Below are 13,456 nucleotides of genomic sequence, written 5' to 3'. Positions count from 1 at the left end.
ACTACGATCGAGACGTGCCGCCGTGTGCGGACCCAAGCAACCACGGACGTTGTCACAAGCGGACAACTGACGGGTACCAGGGCCGGGCGCCTAACATGCAGCCCGGCCAAGCCATGCAGAGAGAGATGAGGACAAATCCTCGTGGTGAACACTACAGACATCACCCTTGGCACTATCGCCAAGGACCTGAAGAAGTCGCCCAGCGACGCACTCGTGATAGCCGTCGGGCAGGGGGAAAACGGCCCGGTACTGCTCGCGAACCCGCTGGGGGCGAAGGCCGCAGAAACCCTCGCGGCCTCATTGGGCCTCCTCGGCATCACGGGAGCAGCCGATCAGGTACACCGTCTGCCGGGTCTTCCGGAGACCGGTTCGGGCGTCCTCGTCCTGGCAGGTGTCGGCAAGGTCGCCGACGACGCCCTCCTCGCCGAGGAAACCCTGCGCCGGACTGCAGGATCCGCCGTCCGCCAACTGGCCGGTTTGTCCTCCGTGACACTGGCCCTCCCGACGGCGTCCCTCGCCGACGTCGCGGCCGTCGCCGAGGGCGCCGTGCTGGGTTCCTATTCCTATACTGAGCACCGCTCCAGCAAAGACGGCCTCAAGGATCCAGTCGGCAAGGTCCTGATCCACACGGCGTTTGACGGCAAGGACGTCCAGCCCGCGCTCGACCGGGCATTGCTCGTGGGACGCGCGGTCAACGCCACACGCACCCTCGTCAACCAGCCGCCGAGCCACCTTTACCCGGAGTCCTTTGCCGAAGCTGCCAAGGAACTCTCCAAGGGACTGCCGGTCAAGGTCACCGTGTGGGACGAGAAACGCCTCGAAAAGGACGGTTTCGGTGGAATCCTGGGCGTTGGAAAGGGTTCAACCCGCCAGCCGCGCCTCGTCAAGGTGGAGTACGCCCCGGCCAAGGCCACCAAGAAAATCGCACTTGTTGGCAAGGGCATCACCTTTGACACGGGCGGCATTTCCATCAAGCCTGCCCTTGGCATGGGCGACATGAAGAGCGACATGGCGGGCGCCGCCGTCGTACTTAATACTGTCCTGGCCGTAGCGGGACTCGGGTTGCCCGTCAAGGTGACCGCGTGGCTCTGTATCGCCGAGAACATGCCCTCGGGCGCTGCACAGCGCCCGGCAGACGTCCTCACCGTGTACGGCGGCAAGACGGTCGAGGTCCTCAACACCGACGCCGAGGGACGCCTGGTCATGGCGGACGGAATCGTCGCGGCCAGCCTCGAGCAGCCGGACGCGATCATCGACGTCGCGACACTGACGGGCGCCCAGCTGATCGCCCTCGGCAACCGCACTGCCGGTGTCATGGGTTCCGACGCCGTCACGGGCGCCCTCAAGTCCGCTGCGGACCGCGCGGGCGAACTCGTCTGGCCGATGCCGCTGCCGGAAGAACTGCGGGCCAGCCTCGACTCGCAGGTGGCGGACATCGCCAACATCGGCGAACGCCACGGTGGAATGATGACCGCGGCCGTGTTCCTGCGCGAGTTCGTCGGCAAGGACGCCGAGGGCAAGCAGATCCCCTGGGCACACGTCGACATCGCCGGCCCGTCCTTCAACAACGGCAGCCCCTACGGCTACACGCCTAAGCAAGGCACCGGTTGCACCGTCCGGACGCTGCTCGCCTACGTCGAAGACGTGCTGGCGACGGCCTAGGCAAGTCCCCAAGTGGGGCCGGTTGATGACCGGCCCCACGGCCCGACGTGAGTCTGGCCACAAGCGCCCCACAAAAGCCTCGGCAGGGTGGAGCATGGATAAGTGGTTCGCTAAGGTGAACCACGGTAGTCACAAATGCAAGAGAACTTCGGTGCTGGCATAATCGCGGCAGTACAAGTTCCAAGACCAGATGACGCGTAGTCGCGTGTCATCGCTCACGCGAGGGAGCGTCCTAGTGGCCGATCAGGCAACTGCGCAAGAATTCGACATCCTGGTACTCGGTGGCGGCAGCGGCGGCTACGCCACAGCTCTGCGTGCCGTTCAGCTTGGTTTCACCGTTGGTCTCGTCGAGAAGGCAAAGCTCGGCGGCACCTGCCTGCACAACGGGTGTATCCCCACCAAGGCGCTGCTGCACTCGGCCGAACTGGCCGACCACGCACGCGATTCCGCCAAGTACGGCGTCAACGTCACGTTGGACAGCATCGATATCACTGCCGTGAACTCTTACAAGGACGGAATCGTCGCCGGTAAGTACAAGGGCCTGCAGGGACTCATCAAGTCCAAGGGCATCACGGTCATCGAAGGCGAAGGCAAGCTGCAGGGCACCGACACCGTCGTCGTGAACGGCACAGCCTACAAGGGCAAGAACATCGTCCTGGCCACGGGTTCCTACTCCCGCTCCCTGCCCGGCCTGGAAATCGGCGGCCGCGTCATCACGTCCGATGAAGCGCTGACCATGGACTACATCCCCAAGAGCGTCATCGTCCTCGGCGGCGGCGTCATCGGCGTCGAATTCGCTTCTGTGTGGAAGTCCTTCGGCGTCGACGTCACCATCGTTGAAGGCCTCCCCTCCCTCGTTCCCAACGAAGACACCGCCATCGTCAAGAACCTTGAGCGCGCCTTCAAGAAGCGCGGCATCAAGTTCAGCACCGGCGTCTTCTTCCAGGGCGTCGAGCAGGACGACAACGGCGTGAAGGTAACGCTGGTAGACGGCCAGACCTTCGAAGCCGATCTCCTCCTGGTTGCCGTGGGCCGTGGCCCCGTCACTGCCAACCTCGGTTACGAAGAAGCAGGAGTCACCATCGACCGCGGCTTCGTCATCACCAACGAACGCCTGCACACCGGCGTCGGCAACGTCTACGCCGTCGGCGACATCGTCCCCGGCGTCCAGCTCGCCCACCGCGGGTACCAGCAGGGCATCTTCGTCGCGGAAGAGATCGCCGGCCTGAACCCGGTGGTCGTCGAAGACGTGAACGTCCCGAAGGTCACCTTCTGCGAACCTGAAATCGCTACCGTTGGCTACACCGAAAAGGGTGCCAAGGAGAAGTTCGGCGAGGACCAGGTCCAGACCCAGGAATACAACCTGGCCGGCAACGGCAAGAGTTCCATCCTGGGCACCAGCGGCATCGTGAAGGTCGTCCGCCAGAAGGACGGCCCGGTCGTCGGTATCCACATGATCGGCTCCCGCATGGGCGAACAGATCGGCGAGGCACAGCTGATCGTCAACTGGGAAGCACATCCGGAGGACGTGGCCCAGTTCATCCACGCACACCCGACGCAGAACGAGACCCTGGGCGAAGTCCACCTCGCACTGGCAGGCAAGCCGCTCCACGGCTAAGTCTTTACGCAAGACACCCGGTCCTGCGCCCGCACGAACTGCGGGCGCAGGACCCAGCAGGCAACACTCATCCGCACTAAAGATCAATAAGGAGAACGGGGACGACATGTCTGAATCCGTTAACTTGCCCGCCCTTGGTGAAAGCGTCACCGAAGGCACCGTCACTCGCTGGCTCAAGCAGGTTGGTGACCGAGTGGAAGTCGACGAGCCCCTGCTCGAAGTTTCCACCGACAAGGTAGACACCGAAATCCCGTCTCCTATTGCCGGCATCATCGAAGAAATCCTCGTAGCTGAAGACGAGACCGCCGAAGTCGGCGCTCCCCTGGTTCGGATCGGCAGCGGCAGCAACGGCGCTGCAGCGCCCGCAGCCGCACCTGCGGTAGAAGCACCGGCAGCCCCGGCACCAGCGCCGGCCCCTGAAGCAGCACCGGCTCCTGCAGCCGAAGAAGCCGCAGCCCCCGCAGCAACTTCCGGCCCGGCATCTGGTCACGACGTGACTCTCCCCGCCCTGGGCGAAAGCGTCACCGAGGGCACCGTCACCCGCTGGCTCAAGGCCGTCGGCGACACCGTCGAGGTGGACGAACCGCTCCTCGAGGTCTCCACCGACAAGGTCGACACCGAGATCCCCTCCCCCGTGGCCGGCACTTTGCTCGAGATCCGCGTCAACGAGGACGACACTGCTGAAGTCGGCTCCGTTCTTGCTGTCATCGGCTCGGGCGCCCCCGCCGCAGCAGCCGCCGCTGCACCGGCACCCGTGGCAGCAGCACCCGCCGCGGCAGCACCTGTTGTTGAAGCCGTACCCGCCCCGGCACCTGCGGCCCCAGCACCTGCAGCAGCACCGGCTGCCGCCCCCGCAGCTCCGGCACCGGCTGCCGCACCCGCAGCGTCTTCCACCGAGTCCGGCTACGTCACTCCCCTCGTCCGCAAGCTGGCCAACCAGAACGGTGTCGACATCACCACCGTGACGGGCACCGGCGTCGGCGGCCGTATCCGGAAGCAGGACGTGCTCGCCGCGGCCGACGCAAAGAAGGCAGCAGCCGCCGCTCCGGCGCCGGCGTCCGCAGCCCCCAGCAAGCCTGCTGCCGCCCCTGTGGTGGCTTCCTCGCTGCGCGGGACCGTGGAGAAGGCTCCCCGCATCCGCCAGGTCATCGCCCGCCGCATGCGCGAGTCCCTCGAAACCTCAACGCAGCTGACCCAGGTGCACGAGGTCGACATGACCAAGATCGCCAAGCTCCGCCTCAAGGCCAAGGGCTCCTTCGAGGCCCAGAACGGCGTCAAGCTGACCTTCCTGCCGTTCATCGCCAAGGCCGTGGCCGAAGCCTTGAAGCAGCACCCCAAGCTGAACGCGGCGTACGACGAAGACAAGCAGGAAATCACCTACCACAACGCGGAACACCTCGCGATTGCGGTGGACACGGACAAGGGCCTGCTGGTCCCGGTCATTTCCGACGCCGGCAACCTGAACCTTGCCGGCCTGGCCGGCAAGATCGCCGATGTCGCCGGCCGTACCCGCCAGGGGAAGATCGGTCCGGACGAGCTGTCCGGCGGTACCTTCAGCATCACCAACATCGGTTCTGTCGGCGCGCTGTTCGACACGCCGATCATCAACCAGCCCCAGGTGGGAATCCTGGGCACCGGCGCCATCGTCAAGCGTCCGGTCGTGGTTGCCGACGAGAACGGCGATGACTCGATCGCCATCCGCTCCATGATGTACCTGTCCCTGACGTACGACCACCGCTTGGTTGACGGTGCCGACGCAGGCCGCTTCCTGCAGACCCTCAAGGCCCGCCTTGAGGAAGGTTCCTTCGAAGCTGACCTGGGTCTCTGATTCCAGTAATCGCGTGACGGGAAGGTCCCGACGGGAAACCGTCGGGACCTTCCCGTTTTTCATGCCCGGATATTGCCCCGTGGCTTTGCTACGGCTCGTAGAAGATTCTGGCTAAGCTGGAGCCATGACTATCCTCTTCAACGTCCTGCTGTTCTTGCACATCGTCGGCGCAGCCATGATCGTGGGCTACTGGATCGCCACCCTGAAGCAGCCGACTGTCCACCCGCGCCAGCGGGACGGCGCATTCGTCCAGCTGATCACCGGTATTGCGATGATGGGCATCCTGCCCATGCTGCCCGACGCCAACCCCAACTACTTCAAGCTCGGCATCAAGTTCGCCATTGGCCTCGCAGTCGCAGTTCTTGCCGTCATCGGCTCGCGCAAGGTCAAGAAGGGCGAACCGGTCTCTACCGGCCTGGCCCACGGCGTCGGCGGCCTGGCATTGATCAATATCGCCATAGCCACGATCTGGCAGTGATCCCGGCGGTCACAATCCTCTGAGAGCGGACAAGCGGTGCGCCGCCGTCGTCGAATCCCTAGGATTGAACCCGGCGGCATCCGGCATCCGGGTGCCAATCGCAACGACGCTGAGGAGTGGACATGGCAACAACACGCACCGCACACACCGTATGGAACGGCAACCTGATCGAAGGCGCCGGCAACACCACCCTGGACAGCTCCGGACTCGGAACCTTCAACGTCACCTGGAAGGCCCGCGCAGAGTCCGCAGAAGGCAAGACCAGCCCCGAAGAACTGATTGCCGCCGCACACTCGGCATGCTTTTCGATGGCCTTCAGCAACGGTGTGGCAGGCGCAGGCTTCACGCCTGAAGAGGTCAACACGAAGGCCGACGTCACCTTCCAGCCAGGCGAAGGCATCACGGGCATCCACCTGACCGTGAGCGCACGCATCCCCGGCGTCTCCGAAGAAGAATTCCAGCGCCTCGCCGAAGACGCCAAGGTCAACTGCCCGGTTTCCCAGGCACTCCGGGCAACCCCGATCACGCTGGATGCCACGCTCGCTTCCTAGCGGCAACACGTCCGAAACCTGTCCAAAAAGCGAGTCCCCGCCTTTCCTTCCGGAAGGGCGGGGACTTCGTTTTTGTGGACCTCCAGCTAGCCCTTTTGCGGCCTCGCGGGCAACGCAGCCGGGCGGACCTTGCGGTAGCCTTCGCGCAGCGGTGGCCGGTCCGTGGGTAGCTCCTGGACCATTTCCTTGAGCGCGCCGATCCCGTACTCCAACTGGGGATCGGTGCCGGCCGCATAAGCGTGGGGCGGGAACACCACTTCGATGTCAGGCTCAACCCCGAAGTTCTCCACGCTCCAGCCGATCCCGCCGGAGAACCACGTGGCATAGCGCGGCTGGGTCACGCCAGTGCCGTCAGCCAGGGAGAATCGGTTGTCGATGCCCACGACGCCGCCCCAGGTCCGGGTGCCGATGACCGGGCCGATGCCGCGGAGTTTGGACACCTGCGTGATGATGTCGCCGTCGGACCCGGCGAATTCGTCGGTGAGGATAATGACCGGGCCGCGCGGGGCGTGATGCGGGTAAGTACGCGGCTTCTCGCCGCGGGGCATGCTCCAGCCGGTGACCTTGCGGCCGATCAGTTCAGCCACGAGCTGCGAGGTGTGGCCGCCACGGTTGCGCCGTACGTCAACAATCAACCCGTCCAGCGCGGTCTCCGTGTCGAGATCCCGGTGAAGCTGCGCCCAGCCGTTGGCCATCATGTCTGGGACATGCAGATAGCCGAACTTTCCGTCCGAGGCCTCGCGTACGGTGCGCCTGTTGGCGTGCACCCATTCCTGGTACCGCAGGCGTTCCTCATCCTTCACCGGAACCACGGCAATCCGCCGCTGCTGGCCTGCCGCCTCGCCGTGCCCGCCGCCATTCAAGAGCGTGAGTTCCACCGTCCGGCCCGCGGCGCCCACCAGTTGTTTGGCCGGAGTTCGGTCTGCGGAGAGCCCGACGCCGTCGATCGCCAGGACAACGTCGCCCACCTTCGCGTCGGCTCCTGGCCGCGTCAGCGGCGAGTTGGCCAGGGGGTCGGAAGAGTCTCCGGCGAGGATGCGCGTGATCTCCCAACCAGCCTCCATAAGCTTGAGGTCGGCACCGAGCCTACCCTGTCCGTTGCTCCCGGGTTCGCCCACCGCCGCCGGACGCACGTAAGCGTGGGACGTGCCGAGCTCACCGTGCAGTTCCCACAGAAGGTCCACCAAGTCGTCGTGCGAGCCCAGGCGTTCGACGACGGGACGGTACCGTCCGTGGACCGAGTCCCAGTCTTGTCCGGCCATGTCTTCGGTCCAGAAGAAGTCCCGCTGCAGCCGCCATGCTTCGTCGAATGCCTGTCCCCACACAGCCAACGGATCCACGACCACCCGGATCCGGTTCAGCTCAACCTTGACAAGCTCGCCGGATTCTTCTTCAGCCTTGGCGTCAGACGGTACGGCGATAACCTGCTTGTCGTTGACGAAGACCAGTTTCTTGCCGTCTCCGGACAGGCGGTAGCGCTCAACCGCGGAGGCGAGTGTGACCTGCTTCTGCTTCGAAAGCTCGTAACGGACCAGTGCCGGAGCGGGTGCCTTGTCCTGCACCGTGCCACGGCCATCTCCCGTAACGCCTGAGAGCGGGGTATCGAGCCACAGCAGTGCGCCGCTGGAGGCCGAAAGCGCCGAGTAGTTGCCCTGTGGCACCGGGACGCCTATGACACGCAACGGGAGTCCCTCACGGTCCACACGGACCGTGGCGGTCGTCCCAGCAGCATCCCCCGTGCCGTCCTTCGCGCCGTCCGTCCCTGCGGGTAGGGCGTTCGCTTCATCCTCGTCCAGCAGATCCACTACCGGGCCGAAAGGAGATGGAGTGGCTGCAGCGAGTGCGATGAGGTAGGGCTTGATGGGGCTGGGGAAAGACAAATCAAAGGCATGGCCGTCGTAGACCGGATCAAAGCTGCGGTTCGAGAGGAACGCCAGGAATTTGCCGTCGGGAGTAAAGGCGGGCGATTCGTCGCAGAAGCGGCCGTCGGTGACATCCACAATGTCTTCCGGGTTGGTGGCGTTGACCATGCGCAACTTGCTCCGCGAGCCGAAGGACGTCACAGGCTCGGACCATGCGAGCCATTGCGAGTCCGGCGACCACGCGAGGCCGTCAATGCTGCCGTCCCCCACGCTGACAAGCAGCGACAAGGTGCCGTTGGCCGTATCGGCCAGGTAGACGTCCCCGAACGCAGTACCCACGGCAAGCCATCGGCTATCGGGACTGGCTTCGAGGGCGCTTGGACGGGCCGCCCTTGGGAAATCGATCCTCAGGAAATCGCTCCGTGACTCTTCCGCTCCGCCGCCCGCGGCGCTAGCCAGGACAGTCTCAGTGTCCGCGGAAGCCGGAGCGGATTCCGCGTGCGGCAGCCGAACCCCGGACGTCACGGGCTGTCCCGCAATGGCTGATGCCGAGACGGGGCGGGGCAGTTGCTCGGCCCCGGACTCTTCAGATTCGCGTGGCGCCGGTACGGCGTCTTGGACTGGCGCTTCGACGGCTGGCCGGGAAAAACGCGGGGCAATCCTTTTGATGTACAGGGAATCGACGCCGTCGTGGTCCGCTACATAGGCAATGCGACCGTCAATGAGGGGCCGGGGAAGCCTTGCCCGCACGCCGGGAGTCGCTTCGACCACCCGGGACGGTCCGTCTTTGTGGCGCAGCCAGTGGATGGTTCCATGGGACTCCACCGCGCTGGCTGAACCGGCCGCGTTGGGGAAGACTTCGCCCAAGTGGGCGGCAACTTTGAGGGGTGCGGGCCGGCGCGACTGGGATGCCGAGCCCAGGCTGATGTCCAGCCGTACCACCTCGGCGTCGGTCTCGAGCGTCGGCAGGATCCACAACTCGCCTGCCGATTCGAAGATGACCCGCTTGCCGTCGCTCGCAGCGTGCCGGACGTAGAAGTCCTCGTGATCGGTGTGCCGGCGCAGATCCGAACCGTCCGGCTGCACCGAGTAGAGATTTCCGTAGCCCTCGTGGTCCGAGAGGAAGGCGATTCGTCCACCTACCCACAGCGGGTCAGCGAGGTTTCCGTCGAGCTTGGGAACCAAGCGCGCGAACTCGCCGTTCCCGTCGGCGTCGATCCACAGTTTTCCAGCGGTACCGCCGCGGTACCGCTTCCACCAGGCAGGCTCGCGGGAGAGCACGCTGGCGAGGACCACGGGACGCTCGTCCCCCACTTCCGGGCCGAACGCCAGCGATTCGACCGGGCCGAAGGGAAGCTCGACGGCGGGGCCACCGTCCAGCGGCAAGGCGTAGGCATGCGTGTGCCGCCCTTCAGCCTGTTCGAAAGCCGTGGTGACTACAACGTCGCCTGAGGAGGTGAATCCCTTGACCCGGGTGGTGCTGTGGCCGAAGTAGCTCAACTGCCGGTACCCGCCGCCGTCGACCTCTGCTGTCACCACCTCGGGAGCGGGCCCGACGATCGTCGTCCAGACGAGCCGCTTGCCGTCCGGGGTGAAGCGGGGATTGCGTGCAGGGAGCTGCTGGGCGGAAATCCGCCAGGCGCGGCCTCCGGCCACGGGCGCAATCCAAATGTCGTCTTCGGCCACGAAAGTGATCAAATCACCGTGTACATGCGGGAAACGGAGGTAGCTGGAGGAGGTCATTGTTCGATCATAGTCAAAGGAGAAGCGAGCCCTTTGAGGCCTGCCGTAATGCCGAAGTGACGCTTGCCATGATGTGATGAGGCATGCGAATCGTGATTTCGGGTGCTTCAGGATTCATCGGAACCGCGCTCTCCGCGCGTCTCCTCGGCAGTGGGCACGACGTCGTCCGGTTGGTTCGCCGTCCGCCCGCAGGAGCCGGCGAGGCATATTGGGATCCTGCCGCGGGGCAGCTGGATGAGTCGGTACTCGACGGCGTAGACGCCGTGGTCAACCTCTCCGGGGCAGGCATCGGGGAGCGCCGCTGGACCAAAGCACGGGTGCGGGACATCATCGACTCACGCTTGCGTACAACAAAAACGCTCACGGCTGCCATGGCACGGCTGGGAACTCCGCCCGGAACGTTTCTGAGCCAGTCGGCGTCGGGTTACTACGGCTCGTCCCGTACCGGCCTGCTCCGTGAGGACGCGGGGCCAGGCAAAGGCATGCTGGCCACTCTATGCGTCGATTGGGAGGCCGCCGCCCACACGGCACCTGCCGGCGTACGAGTGGTGACCCCGCGTACCGGTGTGGTCCTCAGCCCTGATGGCGGAGCGTTGGGGCCGCTCCTTCCGTTGTTGAAAATGGGCGTGGGCGGACCGCTAGGAAACGGCCGGCAATATTGGCCGTGGATTTCCCTGGTGGATGAAGTTTCAGCATTCGAACACCTGATTAATTCCTCGCTTGAAGGTCCCGTCAACGTGTGTGCCCCGGAAAGCGCCGATGTCAACGCCATCGTTGCGCAACTAGCGGCAGCCCTGCACCGGCCGGCGTTCCTACGCGTACCTGCCCCCGCCCTGCGCCTCGCCCTCGGTAGCCATCTGGCAGAGGAACTTGTCCTTGCCAACCAGCGCATGGAACCGGCGAGGCTGATGGACTCAGGCTTTGCCTGGCAGCACCCCGCTCTGGCGGACGCCGCCCGATGGGTGGCAAGCGGCGGCAAGTGATTGCCTGAGCCTGCTCAAGCCTGCTTTGCCAGGATCTCCGTGATCCTCCACGCGTCCTCGCCACGCAGGAGAACCACCCTGAGTTCCTGTGGTTCGCCCTGGGGTTGCGCACGGACAACCTTCCCCGAGGCGTCCCGTTCTGCATAGGCCGAGGTCGCCAGCGTGACAGCAACGGTTGCACGGTCCGGGCCGGGAGTGCCCTCCACGCTCACGCTAATCAAGCTGGTGGAAAAGCCCGCGAGAACCAAGCCGGCGTGGGTCAATGCGTCCCTGACTTTTCCATCCGAGGAAGCAGCGGCCGAGCCCTGCACATTGACGTGGTCTAGTAACTCGAACCTGCCTGAACGTAGCGCCGTGTCCCGGATCGCCGATAGTCCCCTGACGGCTTCCCCGGGGTTTTGGGATCGGATCTGGGCTAGCACCGACGCAGGAACTTCGTCGAGGACGGTTCCCTGTTGAGTATTCACCGGCATGCCTGGCTCGTTCGCGCTTCGCTCTTCCTGGCCAGTCGTCGACGGCGGGCCAGACGCCTGCGGCCCGGCTCCCGGTCCACGATCGCCGGCCCACCACACTGTGCCACCCCAAAACACTGCGGTTACTGATCCGGCGCCCACAACTATCCCGAGGGCGAGCACAAAGGACGCCGCCCGCCGTCGTGCGGAAACCGGCGCAACCGCACGCCGGTGCCTGTGTCCCACCCCCGACGGGCGGAGGCGACTGAAAAGCGCCGCGATGCGGGCGCGCTTTGAGCGGGGATCAGAAGCCCGACGCCGGGTCATCAGTTCCGGAACCACCGTCGCATGCACCGAAACGGAAAGGTCCACGGCTTCCGGCGCTGCGCTCCTGTAGACGGCAACACCCAATTCGGCCGCGGAAGGCCGCCGTTGCCCATCGGGATGAAGCCCGGCCTCGATGGCAACGGCCAGAGCGGTAGGGACCGCGGGCACCAGCAATGTCAGAGGCGGCCTGCGGGCCGCAATGTCCGGAGCTGAACCGGTGAGGCAATACCAGCCAAGGGCGGCGAGGGCGTAGGTATCGCGCTGCGGCTGGAGTTCTGCGGCGCCCCGGACAATCGGACCGGGATCGACGAATCCGGGAGTGCCGGAGTCCGGGACCCCCGAAGCGTCGCCCACCACGCGGGAAACGCCCATGTCCGAGAGGAGCGGCTTCCCTTGGGCGGTGAAGAGCACATTCCCGGGCGAAACATCGGAATGTGTCATGCCCTGGCGATGCAGATAGGCCAAGGCCTGCGCCAGGGGCGTCAGGATAGTCACCGTCTCACCCACGCCAAGACGCCCCCTGCTGGACACCAACTGCCCAAGCGATCCCCCGGGGGCGTAATCCATGACCACGCCCAAGCCGCCGTCGAAGGACCCTGCCAACTCAACGACGCCACGGACCTTGACGAGGTGTTCGTGGTCCAGCCTGGACAGAAGCCGCACCTCACGGAGCATGGAAGACTTGGCCTCGCCTGGCTCCATCCTCTCCGGTTTTCGGCCGAGGCACTTCACGGCGAAGTGGTTCCCCGACCGCCGCTCCGTAGCGAGCCACACCGTGGCGCTCCCGCCGCGGCCCAGCTCACGGACCGGAACAAAGCCCGGGATCACAGGCTCGGAAGGTTCAATCCCCTGGAAGGGCATGGCTTCATCGTGGCCCTGACCACCCTCGCCGGGCGAAAAAGTCTCCATGCCTCAACAAATACCGGAAATCGCGGATTGCCGCAGAAGTTATCCACAGGCCAGGGCCCGGAGGCTCGCAAGCAGCCGAGTACGACTGAGAGCTTGGCCACAAAATCATGGCCTGCGTCCAGCGGGGTCTAAGCTTGTCCCCATGACTCTTGAGTTCTCACAGCTGGGTCTTGCCCCGGATTTCGTTGACTACATGCAGGGCTGGGATATCCAGCGCGAACTCCACAACAAGGTTGTTGCCGGCGAGAAACCCAGTACCGTTTTGCTCCTTGAGCATGCCGCGGTCTATACAGCAGGCAAGCTCACCGAAGACCACGAGCGCCCGTTTGACGGCACGCCCGTTGTTCCCGTGGATCGTGGCGGCAAATTGACCTGGCACGGGCCGGGTCAGCTCATCGCCTACCCCATCCTCAAGCTGAAGAACCGCGCCGGGATCCGTGACTACGTCGAGCGCCTCGAAGCCGTCATGATCGCGATCATGGAGGACTACGGGATCAAGGCCACACGGGTCAAAGGCCGGGCAGGAGTCTGGGTCCTCGCCGATGACAAGGGTCCGGACCGCAAAATCGCCGCGATCGGCATCCGCGTCCTGGACGGCGTCACCATGCACGGCGTCGCCATCAACTGCAGCAATGACCTCGCTCCCTACGCACAGATCATCGCGTGCGGCATCACCGACGCCAGCGTCACCACCATGTCCATCGAGACCGGCAGGACCATCAACCCGGCCGACATTGCCGAGCGCTTCATTGAAGAGTTCCGCAAGCACGAAGAAGCACTCGTATCCAGCCCCGAAGGAGCACTCCAGTGACCCTGGCACCTGAAGGCCGTAAGCTGCTGCGCGTTGAACAGCGCAACAAAGCCGTCCCGGTCGAACGCAAGCCCGAGTGGATCAAGGCCAAGGTCCAGATGGGCCCGGAATTCGTGGGCCTGAAGAACCTCGTGAAAAAGGAAGGCCTGCACACCGTCTGCGAGGAAGCCGGCTGCCCGAACATCTTCGAGTGCTGGGAAGACAAGGAAGCGACCTTCCTGATCGGCGGCTC

At 64.9% G+C, this 13,456-nt stretch carries 9 protein-coding genes and 1 pseudogene; 8 read left to right on the top strand and 2 right to left on the bottom strand.

The window, feature by feature from the left end; all coding sequences use genetic code 11:
- Window positions 1-141 precede the first annotated feature (141 nt).
- From NFJ07_RS07040 to NFJ07_RS07020, 5 genes are all read left to right on the top strand, one after another.
- Complete coding sequence (locus tag NFJ07_RS07040) at window positions 142-1,662, top strand: leucyl aminopeptidase (protein ID WP_269993411.1); 1,521 nt, start codon at window positions 142-144, stop codon at window positions 1,660-1,662.
- Between the two features lie 235 nt (window positions 1,663-1,897).
- Window positions 1,898-3,280, top strand: a complete 1,383-nt coding sequence (gene lpdA, locus NFJ07_RS07035; RefSeq protein WP_269993410.1) for a dihydrolipoyl dehydrogenase — start codon at window positions 1,898-1,900, stop codon at window positions 3,278-3,280.
- Window positions 3,281-3,386: 106 nt separating this feature from the next.
- A complete protein-coding gene (gene sucB / locus NFJ07_RS07030) occupies window positions 3,387-5,108 on the top strand; it encodes a 2-oxoglutarate dehydrogenase, E2 component, dihydrolipoamide succinyltransferase (protein WP_269993409.1) in 1,722 nt (573 codons plus the stop codon).
- Window positions 5,109-5,232: 124 nt separating this feature from the next.
- On the top strand, window positions 5,233-5,586 hold the full coding sequence (locus NFJ07_RS07025) for a hypothetical protein (RefSeq protein WP_269993408.1): 354 nt from the start codon (window positions 5,233-5,235) through the stop codon (window positions 5,584-5,586).
- A gap of 122 nt (window positions 5,587-5,708) precedes the next feature.
- Window positions 5,709-6,137 carry an OsmC family protein gene (locus NFJ07_RS07020; RefSeq protein ID WP_184739048.1) on the top strand — a complete coding sequence of 143 codons (429 nt, stop codon included), beginning with the start codon at window positions 5,709-5,711 and terminating at the stop codon, window positions 6,135-6,137.
- Between the two features lie 86 nt (window positions 6,138-6,223).
- Here the strand turns inward: NFJ07_RS07020 and NFJ07_RS07015 are convergent, their stop codons facing one another.
- The gene (locus tag NFJ07_RS07015) at window positions 6,224-9,742 is read right to left on the bottom strand and encodes a S41 family peptidase (RefSeq protein WP_269993407.1); all 3,519 of its coding nucleotides are present in this window, start codon (window positions 9,740-9,742) and stop codon (window positions 6,224-6,226) included.
- 83 nt (window positions 9,743-9,825) lie between these two features.
- On the opposite strand from NFJ07_RS07015, the gene NFJ07_RS07010 reads away from it, so the two are divergent.
- Window positions 9,826-10,725: a TIGR01777 family oxidoreductase gene (locus NFJ07_RS07010; protein WP_269993406.1), complete on the top strand. Its 900-nt coding sequence runs from the start codon at window positions 9,826-9,828 to the stop codon at window positions 10,723-10,725.
- A 14-nt stretch (window positions 10,726-10,739) separates the two neighbouring features.
- On the opposite strand, the gene NFJ07_RS07005 is transcribed toward NFJ07_RS07010, so the two are convergent.
- Window positions 10,740-12,413: a serine/threonine protein kinase gene (locus NFJ07_RS07005; RefSeq protein WP_269993405.1), complete on the bottom strand. Its 1,674-nt coding sequence runs from the start codon at window positions 12,411-12,413 to the stop codon at window positions 10,740-10,742.
- A gap of 142 nt (window positions 12,414-12,555) precedes the next feature.
- On the opposite strand from NFJ07_RS07005, the gene lipB reads away from it, so the two are divergent.
- Window positions 12,556-13,224 carry a lipoyl(octanoyl) transferase LipB gene (lipB, locus tag NFJ07_RS07000; RefSeq protein WP_269993404.1) on the top strand — a complete coding sequence of 223 codons (669 nt, stop codon included), beginning with the start codon at window positions 12,556-12,558 and terminating at the stop codon, window positions 13,222-13,224.
- Window positions 13,221-13,456: pseudogene (locus tag NFJ07_RS06995) on the top strand (lipoyl synthase); the annotation flags it as partial. The gene lipB and the pseudogene NFJ07_RS06995, both read left to right, overlap by 4 nt.

Origin of the sequence: Arthrobacter sp. B2a2-09, from assembly GCF_027587375.1 — a bacterium.
Classification (GTDB): domain Bacteria; phylum Actinomycetota; class Actinomycetes; order Actinomycetales; family Micrococcaceae; genus Arthrobacter.
This window is presented reverse-complemented; position numbering and strand designations above follow the sequence as displayed.

What these genes read in the sequence shown, in the direction of transcription:
- sucB (WP_269993409.1), top strand. Translation starts at nt 3,387, where the DNA reads ATGTCTGAATCCGTTAACTTGCCCGCCCTTGGTGAAAGCGTCACCGAA.
- NFJ07_RS07025 (WP_269993408.1), top strand. Translation starts at nt 5,233, where the DNA reads ATGACTATCCTCTTCAACGTCCTGCTGTTCTTGCACATCGTCGGCGCA.
- NFJ07_RS07020 (WP_184739048.1), top strand. Translation starts at nt 5,709, where the DNA reads ATGGCAACAACACGCACCGCACACACCGTATGGAACGGCAACCTGATC.
- NFJ07_RS07015 (WP_269993407.1), bottom strand. Translation starts at nt 9,742, where the DNA reads ATGACCTCCTCCAGCTACCTCCGTTTCCCGCATGTACACGGTGATTTG.
- NFJ07_RS07010 (WP_269993406.1), top strand. Translation starts at nt 9,826, where the DNA reads ATGCGAATCGTGATTTCGGGTGCTTCAGGATTCATCGGAACCGCGCTC.
- NFJ07_RS07005 (WP_269993405.1), bottom strand. Translation starts at nt 12,413, where the DNA reads ATGGAGACTTTTTCGCCCGGCGAGGGTGGTCAGGGCCACGATGAAGCC.
- lipB (WP_269993404.1), top strand. Translation starts at nt 12,556, where the DNA reads ATGACTCTTGAGTTCTCACAGCTGGGTCTTGCCCCGGATTTCGTTGAC.